Origin of the sequence: Novosphingobium percolationis (genome assembly GCF_020179425.1) — a bacterium.
Lineage (GTDB): Bacteria > Pseudomonadota > Alphaproteobacteria > Sphingomonadales > Sphingomonadaceae > Novosphingobium > Novosphingobium percolationis.
This window is the reverse complement of the sequence record NZ_JAILYM010000007.1, coordinates 43071-59890: the sequence shown is the minus strand read 5'-3', so window position 1 is coordinate 59890 and position 16820 is coordinate 43071. Positions and strand designations below refer to the sequence as shown.

Annotated in this window: 19 protein-coding genes; 11 read left to right on the top strand and 8 right to left on the bottom strand. The window is 67.9% G+C overall.

The genetic code is table 11. The features are described from left to right. Nucleotides 1–115: 115 nt before the first annotated feature. Nucleotides 116–2398, bottom strand: a complete 2283-nt coding sequence (locus tag K3A84_RS16805) for an LPS-assembly protein LptD (protein ID WP_225010559.1) — start codon at nt 2396–2398, stop codon at nt 116–118. A gap of 115 nt (nt 2399–2513) precedes the next feature. Between K3A84_RS16805 and K3A84_RS16800 the strand changes: the two genes are divergently transcribed. The 5 genes from K3A84_RS16800 (at nt 2514) to K3A84_RS16780 (ending at nt 5431) form a co-directional block, all read left to right on the top strand. Continuing rightward, complete coding sequence (locus K3A84_RS16800) at nt 2514–3974, top strand: leucyl aminopeptidase (protein ID WP_225010557.1); 1461 nt, start codon at nt 2514–2516, stop codon at nt 3972–3974. 3 nt (nt 3975–3977) lie between these two features. Then, nucleotides 3978–4133, top strand: coding sequence for a DUF2256 domain-containing protein (locus K3A84_RS16795; protein ID WP_225010556.1), 156 nt, complete (start codon nt 3978–3980; stop codon nt 4131–4133). Then, entirely contained in the window at nt 4133–4576 is a 444-nt protein-coding gene (locus tag K3A84_RS16790; RefSeq protein ID WP_225010555.1) for a DNA polymerase III subunit chi, read from the top strand. The genes K3A84_RS16795 and K3A84_RS16790 overlap by 1 nt, the downstream gene beginning before the upstream one ends. An 83-nt stretch (nt 4577–4659) precedes the next feature. Continuing rightward, complete coding sequence (ndk, locus tag K3A84_RS16785; RefSeq protein WP_225010554.1) at nt 4660–5082, top strand: nucleoside-diphosphate kinase; 423 nt, start codon at nt 4660–4662, stop codon at nt 5080–5082. 103 nt (nt 5083–5185) lie between these two features. Then, on the top strand, nt 5186–5431 hold the full coding sequence (locus tag K3A84_RS16780) for a hypothetical protein (protein WP_225010551.1): 246 nt from the start codon (nt 5186–5188) through the stop codon (nt 5429–5431). On the opposite strand, the gene K3A84_RS16775 is transcribed toward K3A84_RS16780, so the two are convergent. The 3 genes from K3A84_RS16775 to purM are packed head-to-tail and all read right to left on the bottom strand — an operon-like array spanning nt 5428 to nt 8625. Next, complete coding sequence (locus tag K3A84_RS16775; protein WP_225010550.1) at nt 5428–6525, bottom strand: MFS transporter; 1098 nt, start codon at nt 6523–6525, stop codon at nt 5428–5430. The two genes, K3A84_RS16780 and K3A84_RS16775, sit on opposite strands and share 4 nt — an antisense overlap. A gap of 59 nt (nt 6526–6584) precedes the next feature. Next, a complete protein-coding gene (purN, locus tag K3A84_RS16770) occupies nt 6585–7526 on the bottom strand; it encodes a phosphoribosylglycinamide formyltransferase (protein WP_225010549.1) in 942 nt (313 codons plus the stop codon). After that, entirely contained in the window at nt 7519–8625 is a 1107-nt protein-coding gene (gene purM, locus K3A84_RS16765) for a phosphoribosylformylglycinamidine cyclo-ligase (RefSeq protein WP_225010547.1), read from the bottom strand. The genes purN and purM overlap by 8 nt, the downstream gene beginning before the upstream one ends. A gap of 143 nt (nt 8626–8768) precedes the next feature. Between purM and K3A84_RS16760 the strand changes: the two genes are divergently transcribed. The 5 genes from K3A84_RS16760 (at nt 8769) to K3A84_RS16740 (ending at nt 12254) form a co-directional block, all read left to right on the top strand. Next, nucleotides 8769–10007: a heavy-metal-associated domain-containing protein gene (locus tag K3A84_RS16760; protein ID WP_225010546.1), complete on the top strand. Its 1239-nt coding sequence runs from the start codon at nt 8769–8771 to the stop codon at nt 10005–10007. A gap of 22 nt (nt 10008–10029) precedes the next feature. Next, complete coding sequence (locus K3A84_RS16755) at nt 10030–10659, top strand: HdaA/DnaA family protein (RefSeq protein ID WP_225010543.1); 630 nt, start codon at nt 10030–10032, stop codon at nt 10657–10659. Between the two features lie 163 nt (nt 10660–10822). Then, nucleotides 10823–11530: a serine O-acetyltransferase EpsC gene (epsC, locus tag K3A84_RS16750; RefSeq protein WP_225010541.1), complete on the top strand. Its 708-nt coding sequence runs from the start codon at nt 10823–10825 to the stop codon at nt 11528–11530. 68 nt (nt 11531–11598) lie between these two features. Beyond that, entirely contained in the window at nt 11599–11901 is a 303-nt protein-coding gene (locus K3A84_RS16745) for a DUF2794 domain-containing protein (RefSeq protein WP_225010539.1), read from the top strand. A gap of 8 nt (nt 11902–11909) precedes the next feature. Next, nucleotides 11910–12254: a hypothetical protein gene (locus K3A84_RS16740; RefSeq protein WP_225010537.1), complete on the top strand. Its 345-nt coding sequence runs from the start codon at nt 11910–11912 to the stop codon at nt 12252–12254. Here the strand turns inward: K3A84_RS16740 and K3A84_RS16735 are convergent. From K3A84_RS16735 to K3A84_RS16720, 4 genes are all read right to left on the bottom strand, one after another. Continuing rightward, the gene (locus K3A84_RS16735; RefSeq protein WP_225010535.1) at nt 12241–12855 is read right to left on the bottom strand and encodes a DUF4328 domain-containing protein; all 615 of its coding nucleotides are present in this window, start codon (nt 12853–12855) and stop codon (nt 12241–12243) included. The two genes, K3A84_RS16740 and K3A84_RS16735, sit on opposite strands and share 14 nt — an antisense overlap. Nucleotides 12856–12931: 76 nt before the next feature. Further along, complete coding sequence (locus K3A84_RS16730; protein WP_225010533.1) at nt 12932–13840, bottom strand: SDR family NAD(P)-dependent oxidoreductase; 909 nt, start codon at nt 13838–13840, stop codon at nt 12932–12934. 59 nt (nt 13841–13899) lie between these two features. Next, entirely contained in the window at nt 13900–15000 is a 1101-nt protein-coding gene (locus tag K3A84_RS16725; RefSeq protein WP_225010531.1) for a branched-chain amino acid aminotransferase, read from the bottom strand. Between the two features lie 419 nt (nt 15001–15419). After that, nucleotides 15420–15971, bottom strand: a complete 552-nt coding sequence (locus K3A84_RS16720) for a hypothetical protein (RefSeq protein ID WP_225010529.1) — start codon at nt 15969–15971, stop codon at nt 15420–15422. Between the two features lie 25 nt (nt 15972–15996). Here K3A84_RS16720 and K3A84_RS16715 point away from each other — a divergent pair, with 25 nt between their 5' ends. Continuing rightward, the gene (locus tag K3A84_RS16715; RefSeq protein ID WP_225010527.1) at nt 15997–16779 is read left to right on the top strand and encodes a TlyA family RNA methyltransferase; all 783 of its coding nucleotides are present in this window, start codon (nt 15997–15999) and stop codon (nt 16777–16779) included. The last annotated feature ends 41 nt before the right edge of the window (nt 16780–16820 follow it).

The window sequence follows — 16820 nt, the reverse complement described above, 5'->3', positions numbered from 1 at the left end:
CCAAGCTGAGTTTCGCAAGCGGCCAAGCCGAGCCTGCAAGCGGATAGACGGCCCGATAACCCGTTTGCAATGGGCTGCAAAGCCAATCCCCCGGAAAACCCGGCGGGCAGGGCGCTCACTTCGTCCCGAGATTGCGCAGCGACAGGCTGACGAGGAAGCTGTTGCCCTTGCTGGCATCGCCGGTCGTCACATAGTCGCGCCGCCAGGTGACGGCGAGGTCGAGGCAATCGTCGGTATAGGCAAAGCCCAGCCGGTGGCGCAGCATCTGGAACCCGTCCGAGGTGTTGGTCGGGTCTTCCGCCTTGTCGGTCAGGTTGACCACCGCCGAGGCAAAGGCCGACCAGTACTTGGCGAAAGCCACCCGGCCCGCCACGCGCACTTCCTCGCGGTCGCGCAAATCCTCGAACGTGGTGGCGATGTTGCGGTTGAGCCGCAGGTAGCCGATCTCGACATAGGTGCGGTGTCCGCCCAGCGTCGCGTCGAACTCGTTGCGGCGCAGCGCCAGCGTGTCCTTGTCCAGCCGGAAGCGATGGGTGAACTGCACCACGTCCCTGAACCGTACCGACGTGCGCCCGACGATGTCCGACATGCGCGTGGAAAGCCCGGTGCCGTCGGGCAACAGCGTGTTGTCCTTCGACAGGCGATAGCTCTGGCCGATCGTCGTTGCCACGCGCCAGCCCGGCCGCGTCAACTGCCAGTCGAAGCCATAAGTGAAGCGCACCCCGTCCTCGATCCGGTCGTAGCCGGGGAAGCGGTTGAGCGAGAACAGGTTCGAATCTTCAAGGTCGACCGAGCGCGAATCCTCGTTGGGGATCGACAGGTTGCGCACGTGCGGCGTGGCCACGATCTGGAAGCGCGGGGTCAGTACTTGCGTGCCGCCGAAGGCCTCACCCGCGAAAGGCCACTTCACGTCGATCGCCGCGGTCGCGATGCCGCGCGTCTGCCAGCCGGGATCGCCGCGATAGATCACGGTCGAGGTCAGCTCGTTCTGGCTCGAATGGTAGAGGTCGCCGCGCACCAGCGCGGTCAGCGTCACTTCCTGGCCCATGCCGGTGATCGTGCGCATGTCCCACTGCGCGCGGGCGAACGCGCGCTGCGTGTCCTGCCCTTGCGTGCGCGTGATGGCCAGGCTGTTGGCCTCCAGCTCGAACCGCCCCAGTGGCGCGTCGATGCGACGGCGGTATTCGAGGCTCGGCAGCGCGATCGGCACCTGCCCCTGCACGTCGCCCAGGCGCAGCGTCTGGATCGCCCAGCCTGCCAGGCTGAAATAGCTCTGGTCGTCGATGCGTTCGAGGTTGATCGACGAGCGCAGCCGGTCGTCGCGGCTGATGTCATAGCGGCGCAGGAAAGTACGGTCGCTGACATAGCGGCCATAGCCCGTCAGGCTCCACGTCGGCGAGAACTGCAGGCGCCCGTTGGCTTCGATATAGCCACGGAAGCGGTTGGAGCCGGGATCGCCTGCGCTGGACGTGGAGGTGGTCGAGATGCGCTGGCTGCGCGTGACGTAGTCGGTTACCTGGAACGCGCCGATGTCCATCAGCTGGCGATATCGCGCAGACACCATCGGCAGCGACCCGGTGTAGACGTACCCGGTGACCGCCAGGTCCTTGTTGTCGGCGATGCGCCAGTACCAGGTGTCGGAAATCTCGACGCCGTTCGACGCGCCCAGCCGCAAGTCGGGGATCAGCAGGCCGGTTTCGGCGCGGAAGTCGCTGGTGTGGCCAAGGCCGGGCAGCGGCAGGATCGGCACGCCGAACATGTGCAGCGTCGCGCCCTTGTACTTCACGCGCTTGTCCGCCGCGTTGAACACGATGCGCACTGCCGTTACTTCCCAGCTCGGGCGCTTCGGGCAGCCGTCCTCGCCTTCGACCGCGCAGCCGGTGAACGCGGCCTGGTGCAGCACGATATTGCCGCTCGCGTCGCGCTCGCCGCTGCGCGCGGCGATCCGCCCTCCTTCGCGCAGCACCAGCAGCATGTCCTCGATCGCGCCGGCCTTCAGCTCCTCGGTAAGCTCGACCTTGTCGGTGTAGAGGACGTTGCCGTCCTGATCGACGAAGCGGATATTGCCGTTGGCTTCGATCTGGCCGGTCTTGCGGTCCCACGTCACCGTGTCGGCGCGCACGGTCTGTTCGGCGCGTCGCAGCAGGACGTTGCCGCTGGCGGTCACCTTGTCCGAATCGTTGGCATAGCCGACCTTGTCCGCCTCGAAGCGGATTTCCTCCTCCGCTGCCGCGGTAGTCGCCGGGGCAGGGACGGGAGGGGCGGGCGCATCCTGCGCCCGGGCAAAGCCGGGCGCGAGCGCCAGCGAAAGGACGCAAAGCGAAGCGCCCGCGGCCAAACGGCGCAGGCGCAAGCATCGGGAAAAGGCTTGCGGCAGCGGCCGCGCGGGCGAAGGCATGCGCTTGCCTATCGCACCGGCGCGCCCTAACTGCAAACCAACATTTTGCGCGTCCGCCCGCGAGTTGCTTCATCGCCGCGCCGGGCCGCGCACGATCCGACAGGAGCCTTACGCAATGATCGTTGAATTCGGCCAGCCCGGCGCAGAGCGCCCCCGCCTCGTCGCCCGCCTTATTGCAGAGGGGGCGCTTCCGGCCGATCTCGACACGGTCAACCGCGCCGCCGCAGAGGCGCACCGCTTCACCGGCAAGAGCGCGCAGGTCTTCGAATATTTCGCCGCCGGTGAAGGCGGCGCCCTCGTCCGCCACGCGCTCGTCGGCACCGGCGAGCCGGGCGCTGCGGGCCGCATCGCCGCGCTGGAAAAGGCAGGCGGGGCACTCACCGCCAAGTTCCTCACTTCGGGCGAACCGGCGCTCGGCATCGACTTTGCCGGCAGCGGCCTGACGGCGGACGAAGCCGCCGCCGTCCTCATCGGCGCGCGCCTGCGCGGCTGGCGTCACGACGTCTATCGCACCAAGTTGAAGGACGAACAGAAGCCCAGCGTGGCGAAGATCGTCGCGTTCGACGCTCCCGAAGGGACGGCCACGGCGTGGGAGATCGAAAGCGCCATTGCCGAAGGCGTCGAGTTCACCCGCGAACTGGTCACCGAACCCGCCAACGTGATCTATCCCGAAAGCTTCGTCGAACGCTGCCGCGCCCGCCTCGAAGGCACCGGGGTGGAGATCGTCGTGCTGGACAAGGCCGAAATGACCGCGCTCGGCATGGGCGCGCTGCTCGGCGTGGCGCAGGGTTCGGTGCGCGAACCGCGCCTCATCGCCATGCGCTGGAAGGGCAAGGCCGGCGCCCGCCCTACCGCGTTCGTGGGCAAGGGCGTGACGTTCGATACCGGCGGCATCTCGATCAAGCCCGCCGCCGGCATGGAAGACATGAAGTGGGACATGGGCGGCGCGGCAGCGGTCGCGGGCACCATGCTCGCGCTGGCCAGGCGCAAGGCGCAGGCCGACGTGATCGGCGTGTGCGGGCTTGTCGAGAACATGCCCGACGGCAATGCCCAGCGCCCCGGTGATGTCGTCACTTCGATGTCGGGCCAGACCATCGAAGTCATCAACACTGACGCCGAAGGCCGCCTCGTGCTGTGCGACGCGCTGACCTGGGTGCAGAAGGAATATGCCCCCGCAACCGTGATCGACCTCGCCACGCTGACCGGCGCGATCATCATCTCGCTCGGCCACGAACACGCCGGGATGTTCAGCAACGACGATCTGCTGGCAGGCCAGCTCGATGCAGCGGGCAAGGCAAGCGGCGACAGCCTGTGGCGCTTCCCCATCGGCCCGGCTTACGACAAGCTGATCGACAGCCCGATCGCCGACATGAAGAACGTCGGCCCGCGCTATGGCGGCTCGATCACCGCGGCGCAGTTCCTCCAGCGCTACATCGACAAGGGTGTCGCCTGGGCGCATCTCGACATCGCGGGCACGGTCTGGGTCGACAAGGCCGGGGCCACGCACGACAAGGGCGCGACCGGCTTCGGCGTGCGCCTGCTCGATCGCTACGTGCGCGACGTGCTCGAAGCCTGATCCATGCCGAAGATGCGGCGCAAGTCGGACTTGCCGAGCAAGACTTGCGCCGCCTGCGGCTTGCCGTTCACGTGGCGCAAGAAGTGGGAGCGCGACTGGGACAACGTGAAGTTCTGTTCCGACCGCTGCCGTTCGGGCAAGGGTAAGGCCGCCGTCTGATGCGCGTCGATTTCTACCAGCTGACCCGCGATCCCGCCGAACTGGTGCTGCCGCTGATCGCGCGCGCCACGCTCGGTGCGGGCGCGCGGCTGCTGGTGGTCTCGAACGACGAGGCGCAACTCGCCCGCATCGACGAAGCGCTGTGGACGCGCCTGCCCGAAACGTTCCTCGCGCATGGCCGGGCCGGAGGCGAGCACGATGCGCGCCAGCCGATCCTGCTGTCCGACCGGCCGCAAGCCACCAACGGCGCCACCTACCTTGCCTGCGCCGATGGCCGTTTCCGCGACATGGACGGCATGGAGCGTGCCTTCCTGCTGTTTCCGCCTGCGCAAGTGGACGATGCTCGTAACACCTGGAAGGTGCTGCGCGCGCGCGAAGGTGCCGACCTGCGCTATTGGCGGCAGGGCGAACGCGGCTGGGAAGAGGTCAAGCCCAAGGGCTGAAAGGCTCCGCGCCTTGCAGTGCAGCACAAACCCCGCTAGGGGCGCGCCCAACCAAAACCCCCGCAGTTCGCAAGGAAATTCCCATGGCGGTTACCCGCACCTTCTCGATCATCAAGCCCGACGCCACCCGCCGCAACCTGACCGGCGCGGTCACCAAGATGCTGGAAGAAGCCGGCCTGCGCGTCGTCGCTTCGAAGCGCATCCACATGACCCGCGAACAGGCCGAAGGCTTCTACGCCGTTCACCGCGAACGCCCCTTCTTCAACGACCTCGTCGAATTCATGATCTCGGGTCCGGTGGTCGTGCAGGTGCTCGAAGGCGAGAACGCCATGCAGCGCAACCGCGACGTGATGGGCGCCACCAACCCCGCCAATGCCGAGCCGGGCACGATCCGCAAGGAACTGGCCGAATCGATCGAAGCCAACACCGTCCACGGTTCGGACTCGGACGAGAACGCCGCGATCGAGATCGCCTACTTCTTCAAGCCGGAAGAAATCGTCGGCTGATTTCCCGCACAGGGCAACGGACAAGGGCCGGGGCGAAAAGCTCCGGCCCTTTTCGTTTGGGACCGGCGCCGCTATCTCTCCCCGCAAAGGGAGACACAAAGCGATGCTCGGCATGGGTCAGGGCGACAATTGCCCGTTCGAATTCAACTTCGATGCCGCCACCTTCAAGGTCGGCGACGTGGTCAGCTACCGCATCGGTGGCGGCAGCTTCGACGGAATGCCTTTCGTCGGCACGCTGCTCGAAGTGGCCGATGATCACGTGGTGATCGCGGGCGACGCCAACGATCCCAGCGTGCGCTACACCGGCACGCGCGAAAGCCGCCCGGTCGTCAGCGCGGACCAGATCTAGGCGCGCTCCGCCGCGCGCACGTACCAGCGGTTCAGCATCGCCGCCATCACTGCGATCGCGCCGAGTCCCAGCAGGATCGGCAGGCGAAAGCTCGCGCCGCCTGCCAGCAGCGCGGCGGTGATCAGGCAGGCCGCCGAACAGCCCAGGTCCCAGCCGCCCTCCGTCGCCATCGAAAAGCGCAGGACGCAGGGGGATTGCCGCGCCATGGCATAGAGCGGGGCGAGCATCGCCGTGGCCGTCATCGGCGTCACCAGCGCGCCCAGCGCGGTCGCCACGATTGCCAGCACGGGGTGCGCGAAGGCCGCGCCCTTGACCATCAGCGCCAGCGCCGCCGCGCCATAGGCGACCGCGAGCGAATGGCGCGGGTGGCCGGTATCGATCAGCCTCCCAACCAGCAGGCTGCCCGCCGCCGCTGCCACGCCTGCAACGGCCATGGCTCCACCCAGCGCATCGAAATGTTCGCCCAGCGAGGCAAACAGGGCGAGGTTCCACACCACCACCGCGCAGCCAGCGTGAAATCCCTCGTTGAAATAGAGCCGCCGCGCGTGGCGCGCGACGTCCCGGTCCAGCGCCACGTCGGGCGCGATCCGTGGGTTGGGGCCGTACAGCAGCGGCAGCGCCGCCAGCAATTGCAGCGCGGCATTGGCGAAGAACGCCGCGTTCGCGCCGCCGTGCGCCAGCAGCAGCCCGCCCGCCGCCGGCGCGATGATGCCCACCACCGCACTCGTCGCCTGCTGCACGCTCACCTGTCGTCCGCCGCGCGCCTCGTCCATCACCGCGGGCATGAACGCGTGCCACGCCGTCCAGTACAGCACGCTGCCAAGGCCGCTTACGGCCAGGAACAGCGCCAGCAGCGGCCCGATCCCGGTCACGAACGGCAGCAGGGCAAAGCTGCCCGCGCGGATCACCACGCCGGTCAGCAAGGTCGTGCGCAGGCCGCCGGCCCGTGCCAGCGGCAGCACCAGCCCGCGCAAGGCGAAGCGCGACAGCAGGATCAGCGCGAAACTGGCAAGCGCGGCGGGATAGGAAAACCCGCGCGAGACGAGGAAGCCCGCGACGAAGATACCGCCACTCGACTCGACAAACGATTGCATTCCCGCGTGCAGATAAACGCGGCGCAAGGGGCTGGCAGAACTGCGCGACATCGTAAGGGTCAGACGTCCATCATCGCGGCGAGCTTGCGCGGTGCGACGGCCAGCCACGAACGGCGGAGCCGGTCGGCCACGTCGTCCCAGTCCACATCCCCAAGATCAAGGCGCATGGCGATCCAGCCGTCGCCGAAATAGGCGGGGCGGTAGAAGCGCACCGGATCGCTCTCGACCAGCTGTTCCTGCTCGTCCGCACCGCTGATCTTCACCAGCAGTGCCACGCGCCCGTCGCCGTGATGGTCGTTGGAGACATAGGCAAACTTCTTGCCCTTGATCACGCCGAAGCAGGCCATGCCGTGGCTCAGCGTCTCGTCGGCATCGGGCAAGGCCAGCGCGCGCTCGCGCACTTGCCCGATCAGCCACTCGGGCGAGGTTTCGCGCCGGACCAGCGCCGCAAGGCATCGCGCATAGAGCTGGTGTTCGGCAAACAGCACGCGCGCGGCCAGCGTATCGGCAGTGTCGCCCGGCAGGATCGCCACCGGGACCTGCCCCAGCACCGGCCCTTCATCCAGGTCCGCCGTCACCAGATGCACCGTGCAGCCGCCATGCGAATCGCCTGCCGCGATGGCGCGGTCGTGCGTGTGCAGTCCGGTGTACTTGGGCAGCAGCGAGGGATGGATGTTGAGCATCCGTCCTTCCCAGCGTTCGACGAAGCCTTCGGACAGGATGCGCATGTAGCCCGCCAGCGCGATGAACCGCGCGCCGTGCTCCACTACCACCGCTTCCATCGCCGCGTCATGCTCCTCGCGGCTCATACCCTTGTGCGGCAGCGCGAACGTGGGCACGCCCTCGGCTTCGGCCAGTCGCAGCCCCGCCGCCTCGGCCTTGTTCGAGCCGACCAGCACGATCTCGTAAGGACAATCGGGCAGGCGGCTGGCATAAAGCAGCGCCGCCATATTGGTGCCACTGCCCGAAATCAGGACGGCGACTTTCGCCTTTTCAGCCAAGATGCACAGCTTCCCACGGCTCGCGCGCCGACCACGCCTCGGCGCTGCCGAACACGGTGCAGCCCTTGTCGCCTGCTACGATCTCGCCGATGCGGAACACGGTCTCGCCGGCCGCGCCCAGATCGCGCGCCAACTGGTCGGCCTCGTCCGCCGCCACTGCCAGCACCATGCCGATGCCACAGTTGAAGGTACGTGCCATTTCCTTCGGCTCGATGTTGCCCTGCGCCTGCAGGAACGCCATCAGTCGTGACTGCTCCCACGAATCGGCGTCGATGCGGGCGTGCAGGCCCGCAGGGAGAACGCGCGGCACGTTCTCCAGCAGCCCGCCGCCGGTGATGTGCGCCAGCGCATGGATGCGGTTCGCACGAATGAACGGCAGCAGTGTCTTCACGTAGATCCGCGTCGGTTCGATAAGATAATCGATCAGCAGCCGTTCGTTGTCGAACAGCGCCGGACGGTCGAGCTTCCAGCCCTTGTCGGCGGCCAGGCGGCGGACCAGCGAATAGCCGTTCGAATGCACGCCCGACGAAGCAAGGCCCAGCAGCACGTCGCCGGCCGCCACCTTGTCGCCGGTCAGCTGCTCGCCGCGCTCCACCGCGCCCACGCAGAAGCCTGCCAGGTCGTAGTCGCCATCGCCGTACATCCCCGGCATTTCCGCCGTTTCGCCGCCGATCAGCGCGCAACCGGCCAGCTTGCAGCCATCTGCGATGCCCGCCACCACGCGCTCGGCCACGCCGTTGTCGAGCTTTCCGGTCGCGAAGTAATCGAGGAAGAACAGCGGTTCTGCGCCCTGCACGATCAGGTCGTTGACGCACATCGCCACGAGGTCGATGCCGATCGCATCGTGCCGGTCGTGGTCGATGGCGAGCTTGACCTTGGTGCCCACGCCGTCGTTGCCGGCCACCAGCAGCGGGTCCTTATAACCTGCCGCACGCGGATCGAAGAACCCGCCGAAGCCGCCCAGCTCGGCATCGGCGCCGGGCCGCGCCGTCGCCTTGGCGAGCGGGCCGATCGCCTTCACCAGCGCGTTGCCGGCGGCGATGTTCACCCCTGCCTGTTCGTAGGAATAGGACTGCTGCTTGTTGTCGTCGGAAGCCATGGCCCGAGCGCCTAGCGCCTTTCCGCTTGGATTTCCACTCGCCCTTGGGCAAAAGCGGCGGAGCTTTCGGCAGCTTGCGGATTTTCGTGGCCTGCCGCTGTCCTTGCGGAGTTCCCTTGGCCGTTTCCAGCCTGCCGAATCGAGTGTCGTTCCCGCGCAAGGCGCTGCTCGGTCTCGCCGGAGCGGCGGCGCTCGGTCTTGCGGGCGTTGCGCTTTATGCGCAGATCGAAGGTGATCGCGGCATCCCGCCGATCGCCAGCACGGGCGACTTCGAAGTCTCGGGGATCGAGGTCAACGCCACCGGCGACAACGCCGAAGCCGCGCGCGCCGCGGGCTGGCGCGAGGCGCAGCGCAAAGGCTGGGAACAGCTGTGGGCGAAAAACGGAGCAGGCGGCGCCGCCCCCGCGCTCGATGCGGGCACGCTCGATGGCATGGTCTCGGCCATCGTCGTCGAAAACGAACAGGTCGGCCCGCACCGTTACATCGCGAAGCTTGGCGTGATTTTCGATCGCGCGCGTACCGGCGGCTACCTCGGGATGCAGGGGCAGATCGCGCATTCCGCGCCGATGCTGGTGATCCCGGTGCTTTATCAGGGCGGCGTCGGCTCGGTGTTCGAGACGCGCACCCCCTGGCAGAAGGCGTGGGCCGAGTTCCGCACCGGGCAGAGCGTGATCGACTACGTCCGCCCCACCGGCTCGGGCGCCGATTCGCTGCTGCTCACCGAAGGCCAGCTGACCCGCCGCAGCCGCAACTGGTGGCGCCTGATCCTCGACGAATTCGGCGCGGCCGACGTCGTCATCCCGATCGCCCGGCTGGAACGGCAGTTCCCCGGCGGCCCCGTGCGCGGCACCTTCGCCGCGCGCTTTGGCCCGGACAACCAGTTCCTCGGCAGCTTCCAGATGACGGCGGAGAGCGAGGACAAGCTCCCCGCGATGCTGGCCGAAGCGGTCCGGCGCATCGACGGCCTTTACGCACAGGCGCTTACCGCCGGACGCCTGGCGCCCGATTCGACGCTCCTGGTCCAGCCAGAGATCGACCCGAAGCTGATCGACGAGGTGCTGGCAAAGTCCGGCGCGCTCACGCGCACCGCGCCGACCACGGCAGAGGCGGGCCAGCCGGCGCCCACGGCCACCACCGCCGCGCAGGCGCAGGCTTTTACCGTCCAGTTCGTCACCCCCGATGCCGCCGCGCTCGATGGCGGTCTCGTCGCGGTGCGTTCCGTGCCGGGCGTGCAGGGCGCAACCGTCACCTCGCTTGCGGTCGGCGGCATGTCGGTCATGCGCGTGACGTATGCGGGCGAACTGGACGCACTCGCCGCCGCCCTGCGCGCGCAAGGCTGGAAGGTGACGCAAGGCGCGGGCGCCCTCGTCATCCGCAAGTAGGCGGCAGGCACCCCGCTCAACCATGAGCCAGATCGCGCTTCCCCTCTCCAGTGCCGCCACCGGCGCGGGCCGGATCGTCACCGGGCCCTCGCTCGATCCCGTGCTGGCCGCACTGGGTGCGAGCATGGACTGGCCTTTCCACACCGCCGTGCTCGCCGGACCGCCGCGTTCGGGCAAGAGCCTGCTGGCGCGCTGGTTTGCGCAATCGGGCGCGGGCGATGTGGTCGACGATGCCGATCGCATGGAAGAGAACGCCCTTTTCCACCGCTGGAACCGCGCCCAGGCCGAAGGGCGTCCGCTGCTCCTGGTCAGTTCCCGCCTGCCCGGCGAATGGAAGATCACGCTGCCCGATCTCGCCTCGCGCATCGGTGCAGCGCTGTTGATCGAGATCGCCGCCCCCGACGACCTGATGCTGCGCGCGCTGATCGAGGAACACGCCGCCCGGCGCTCGCTGGTGCTGGGCGAGGGCGTCCTCGCATGGCTGCTGCCCCGCATCGAACGCAGCCACGCCGCCGCCGAGGCACTGGTCGAAACAATCGACCGCCTCTCCCTTGAGCGCAAGGCGGGCGTCACCATATCGCTCGTGCGCGACGCTCTGGCCGAGCGCGTGCACGGCGCGACCGGCGGCGAATTCCAGCCGCGCTTGCTCTAGGGGGCTTGGCAGCATCGCGCTGTGAAGACCCACCCCCAGCCCCTCCCGCCTGCGGGAGGGGAGCGAGACTTGCGCTTGCGCAGCAAGCGTTAGTCGCAGCGGGGTGGGCATTCGGCAACGCGGCTTGCCAAGCGGAACAAAACAGGGGAAGATTGCGCGTACCATGTTCGACAGCCTGATCGCCTATCTGGATTCGATCCGCGCGCGCGATCCCGCGCCGCGTTCGCGCTGGGAAATCCTGCTCTATCCGGGGCTGTGGGCGGTGGCCTTCCACCGCGTCGCGCACTGGCTGTTCGAAGCCGAGCTGTACTTCCTCGCCCGCCTCGTCAACCACGTCTCGCGGATACTGACCGCGATCGATATCCATCCGGGTGCGAAGATCGGCCGCCACCTGTTCATCGATCACGGGTTCACCGTGATCGGCGAAACGGCGGAGATCGGGGACAACGTGACAATCTACCAGTGCGTCACGCTGGGCGGCACCAACCCCGCCAATGGCGTGCCGGGCAAGCGTCACCCCACGCTGTGCGACAACGTGATCCTCGGTTCGGGCGCGCAAGTGCTCGGGCCGATCACCGTCGGCGCGCGTGCTCGCGTCGGCGCCAACGCGGTCGTGACGGATGACGTGCCCGAAGGCGCGACCATGATCGGGCTCAAGGCGCGCTCGACGCTCGTCCCCGTCGAAACCTGGCTCAAGGACTTCATTCCGTACGGCACCCCGTGCCGGGAACCGTGCGAGCCCGATGGCGGTAGCCGGGTCGATGAACTCGAAGCCGAAGTCGCCACGCTCAAGGCGCAAGTCGCGGCGCTGATCGCGCGTGAAGCGCCCGAGCCTGCGCCCACCAGTACCCGTCGAGGAAGCCGCAACTGAGCGGGCAGGGACCAGACCCGGCGATCTCGCTCGCCAACGTCGTTCCGCTCCCGGTTGCGCGCCCGGTCTTGCAGGTCGGGTTCGACCGGCTGGAGCTGATGCGCATCCTCGATCTTTACGGGCGCATGGTCGCGGCGGGATTGTGGAAGGACTACGCGCTCAATTTCGACAAGGACGCGGCCAGCTTCTCCGCCTATCGCCGCAGCGCCGATCGCGCCACCGCGCGGATCGAAAAGCGCCCCGCGCTGCGCCAGCGGCAGGGCATGTGGGCGCTCTATGGCGAAGCGGGGCAGGTGCTCAAGCGTGGGCACGATCTTCCCGGCGTGCTCGCCCTGCTCGAACGCAAGCTGCTGAAAGTGGTCGAGGACTGACCTTGCGCTTGTCCATGCTGCTCGGCGCGTGCTTGGCGCTCGCCGCCTGCTCTCCGCAGCCGCAGCCGCGCCAGCCCGCATCGGGCGCAACGCCGGTTCTGCGCGTGCTCTATCGCGACGATGCGCACGGGAATGCCGCCTTGATGCTGCTCACGCAGCCGTCCGGCCCCGATGGGCCCCGGCCCTCGCGCGATTGTGCCGCCCCGCTGCTGATCGATCCCGTCACGGGCGCGGCCCATGCGCTTGGCCCGCAGGAAGTCGTCGCGCGGCTGCGGACCATGCGGATCGTCGGCGCTACACCCGGCACCTGCGAGAACAAGCCGGTCAGGGACGCCGCCCTCAGGCGAACGTAGCCGCTTCGGCTTGCCCGGTCTGCGCGCGCGTCACCGTGGCGACGATGCGGGCAAAGAACAGCCCTGCCGCGAACAGCGCGGCCACGCCCACCGCGTCCAGCACCATGCCCATGCTCCTGCCGCCGATCGCGTCGATCCGCGCCGCCATCGACATCGCCATGTTGCCCACGATCCAGGCCGACCACCAGCGCACCAGCAGCGGGTCGGAAGATCCGGCGAAACTGTCGTCCGCACCCAGGCTTTCCGCCCAGATCTCCTTCATCGCGCGATAGGGCATGAACAAGTTGGCGATGGGCAGGAAGTACCAGGCCCAGGCGCCACGCGGCGAATGCTGCATCGCCACCCCGCGCGCGGCGAGGTTGGCGCTCGCCGCGTGCAGCCACATGGCGGAGACCACCACGCACAGGAATGCCGCGGCCAGCTGGACCAGCGCGACGCTGGCCGTCACCGCCACCGCGCCATGCGCTGGATCGGCCAGGCCCATCCGGTCGAGCAGCGTGAACGCGGCGAGCGAAATGCCGAACAGCGGCAGCAACCAGCGCAGGCGCCGCGCAGCCTTGATCAGCGGGGGCAGCCGGGGCGCTTCGATCTCGTCGGGCATGGCGTTTTCTTCCTCTCCGGCCACAGAACTTAAGTGCGGCGGGGTAAAGGGCAAGGAAAACCCCGATGCGGGCAAGCTACCCCTTCAGCGCGGCGGCCAGCGCGTTCAGGATCACGCCCGATTGCTCGCCGCCCGATTGCGGCACGAAGTCGCCGATGCGGTCGGAAATGCGGTTCCACGCGGCGGCAAAGCCTTCCAGCGTCTGCTCGTCTTCGGGCAGGACCACCGGCGGGTTCATGGTCACCCATGAACAATGGAACGCCCCGCCACCCGCGCCCACGATGGCGTTGGTCGGCGCATCCTCGGACACGAGGTAGAGCGCGGCCGGCACCACCTTTTCGGGCGAGAACGCGGCGAAGGCGGCTTCGGGGAAGATGTCCTCGGTCAGCCGCGTCGCCGCCACCGGGGCCAGCGTGTTGACGCGGATGTTGTACTTGGCCCCCTCCAGATACAACGTCTTGGTCATGCCCGCGACGCCCAGCTTGGCCCCGCCATAGTTGGTCTGGCCGAAGTTGCCGAACAGCCCGGTCGAGGACGACGTCATCAGGATGCGGCCATAGGCCTGCTCGCGCATCGTGTCCCACACCGCCTTGGTGGCAAAGGCGGCGCCCGTCAGGTGAACCTTGACCACGGTCTCGAAATCGACCGGGTCCATCTTGGAAAAGCTCTTGTCGCGCAGGATCCCGGCGTTGTTGACGAGGATGTGAATCCCCCCCCACCTTTCCTTCACGCGCGCGGCCATCTCGACCATCTGCTCGTATTCGGTCACCGAGCCGCCGTTGGCCATGGCCTCGCCGCCCAGCGCCTCGATTTCTTCCACGACTTTCAACGCGCTATCCGACGCACCCATGCCGTCGCGGCTGCCGCCGAGGTCGTTGACGACCACTTTTGCGCCGCGCCGCGCGAGTTCGAGCGCATAGTCGCGGCCCAGCCCGCCGCCCGCGCCGGTGACGATGGCCACGCGGCCTTCGAACGATATGGTCATGTGCGTCTCCGGTGCGGTCAGGTGCCGTTAGGTGTCGTTCAGGTGCCTCTAGGTGTCGCTTACGCGATGCGCTCCACCCAGCCGTGGGTGTCCTCGGCATCGCCGCGCTGGATCGCCACCAGCTTCTGCCGCAGCTTCTGCGTCAGCTGGCCGGGCCCGCCCGAACCGATCGTGAATTCGCCATCGCGGCCCGCGACCTTGCCCACCGGCGTCACCACCGCAGCGGTGCCACAAGCGAACGTTTCCAGCAGCTTGCCCGAAGCGGCGTCGGCCTTCCACTGGTCGAGGCTGTAGCGCCCCTCGCGCACGGTCAGGCCTTCCTCGGCCGCCAGCTTCAGCAGGCTTTCGCGCGTGATGCCGGGCAGGATCGTGCCGGTCAGTTCGGGCGTCAGGATCGAGCCGTCGTCGAACACGAAGAACAGGTTCATGCCCCCCAGTTCCTCGATCCACTTGTGCTCCGCGGCATCGAGGAACAGCACCTGATCATGCCCGCGCGCGAACGCTTCGGCGGTGGGGACGAGGCTGGCGGCATAGTTGCCGCCGCACTTGGCCGCGCCCGTCCCGCCCGGCGCCGCGCGGGTGTAGTCCGACACCCAGATCGACACGGCGGGCGAACCCGACTTGAAGTAGTTGCCCGCAGGGCTGGCGATGACGAGGAACTTGTACTCCTTCGCCGGGCGAACGCCGAGGAACGCCTCAGAGGCGAACATGAACGGGCGCAGGTACATCGAGCCGCCCTCGACCGTGGGGAACCAGTCCTTGTCGACCAGCACCTGCTGGCGCACGGCTTCGACGAACAGGTGTTCGGGCAGTTCGGGCATGGCAAGGCGCCGGGCCGAGGCGTTGAAGCGCGCGGCGTTGGCGTGCGGACGGAACAGCGCGATGCCGCCATCGGCAAGCCGGTAAGCCTTCAGCCCTTCGAAGATTTCCTGGGCATAGTGCAGCACCGCCGCTGCCGGATCGAGCGGGATCGGACCATAGGGCGCCACGCGCGCATCATGCCAGCCGCGTCCCTCGGTGTAGTCGATCTCCACCATGTGATCGGTGAAGGCGCGGCCGAACCCGGGATCCGCCAGCACCGCTGCCCGCGCATCCACCGCCAGCGGGGCGGGGTGGGGATGATGCTTGAAGGAAAGGGCGGTTTCGGCGGTCGTCGCCATTGCTTGGATTTCCTTGCCTGGAATCGTAATGGAGCCGGCTCCGTGAACGATTGTTGCGTAAGAAGCAAGGGGAATGTAATAAATGTGAAGGGCCGCGCCGGTCAATCCGGAGCGGCCCTTCGCATGGTCAGCGGCCGGAAGTGCCGCCCACGAAGCCTTTATCGCTTAATCGAAACTCAGCGATAATGCCTCGCGCGGGACTGTACCGACCTCTCTGCTGAACCATGAGACATCGGATCACCTCCTTTCGCGCTGTTGAGCCAAAGTCACCACTCTCGTGGCTGGATCGAAAGGCCTTCAGCCTGCTTCGATCTTGAAGGCAATGTGAGTCATCCGGAGGCCAACAACAAGTCTTGCATGAAATTATTTTGACGTCAGGATAGGGGCTTCGCGCCGCGTTCCGGCTGCGGCTCCCGCGATCAGCGACAATCCTCCACCACGCGGCCCACTTCGGCCCACGCGGGCAGGACCAGCGTGGGCAAGCCATTGACATCCAAGATGAAACGGCCCCGGCTGAAGGCCATGGCATCGAGCAGGCGGTCGCTGCTGGCGAACGCCATCGCCACCATCGGCGGACTGGCCCCGGCGACCGGCGCGGCGCTCAGCGGGCGGGTCTCGCTCGTGGTGGTGATCGAGGCGGGCACGGGCGCGCTGGCGGCGCCGTTGCGGGCCAGGGTCACCCGCCGCGCGACCCGGTCGCAGCGCAAGACGGCCAGCGCCTCGCCGCCTGCCGGCCCGAAGCGCGCCTCGCTGCCGCCTGCGACGGGTGCATAGCGCCAATCCCCCGGCGTTTGCGGCGCATCGCGCCAATCCTTCGGCGCGGGCGCGGCGGCGGGCGGTGGGAGAGCGGGACGCGGCGCGGGCGCGGGCGGCGGGGGCGGAGCGGCCACGGGCACTGCCGCGCAGCCCGCCAGCGTGGCCGAAAGCGCAAGCGAAACGAACGAGGCAAGGTGCGCGTGGTTGATCTTCATGCCCGGCTTATGGAAGAGACGTGCCGTGACCTCAACCCGCCCAGCCTCGCCCCGTCCTCCCAAAGCTTCGGCAGGGCCCAAGCAGCGCGTCGACCAGCTGCTGGTCGATCGCGGCCTTGTCGAAAGCCGCACCCGCGCACAGGCGCTGATCCTGGCTGGCCTCGTCTTTTCGGGCGAGACCAAGATCGCCAAGGCAGGCCAGCCGATCGCCGCCGATGCGCCGCTCGACGTGCGCGGGCGCGATCATCCGTGGGTCTCGCGCGGGGGCATCAAGCTCGCCCACGCGATCGAGCATTTCGGCCTCGATCCCGCAGGCGTCACCGCGATGGACATCGGCAGTTCGACCGGCGGCTTCACCGACGTGCTGCTGCAAAAGGGTGCCGAGCATGTCTTCGCGGTTGATTCGGGCACGAACCAGCTGGCGTGGAAGCTGCGGCAGGACCCGCGCGTGACGGTGCTCGAACAGACCAGCGCGCGCATCCTGACGCCCGGCCACATCGATCGCCCCGCGACATGGGTGGTGTGCGATGCCAGCTTCATCGGCCTGCGCAAGGTGCTGGAAGTGCCGCTGGCGCTGGCGGCACGGCCGACGCGGCTGGTCGCGCTGATCAAGCCGCAGTTCGAAGTGGGCCGCACGGAAGTGGGCAAGGGCGGGGTGGTGCGCGATGCAAGCCTGCACGCGCGCGTCTGCGACGAAGTGCGGCAGTGGCTGGAAGGCGAGGGCTGGGCCATCCAGGGCATTGTCGAAAGCCCGATCACCGGCCCGGAAGGCAATATCGAGTTCCTGATTTCGGCGTCCCGGGATTGAACGCCGCACCGGACCATAGGGGGAATTGCCTGATCGGCAGC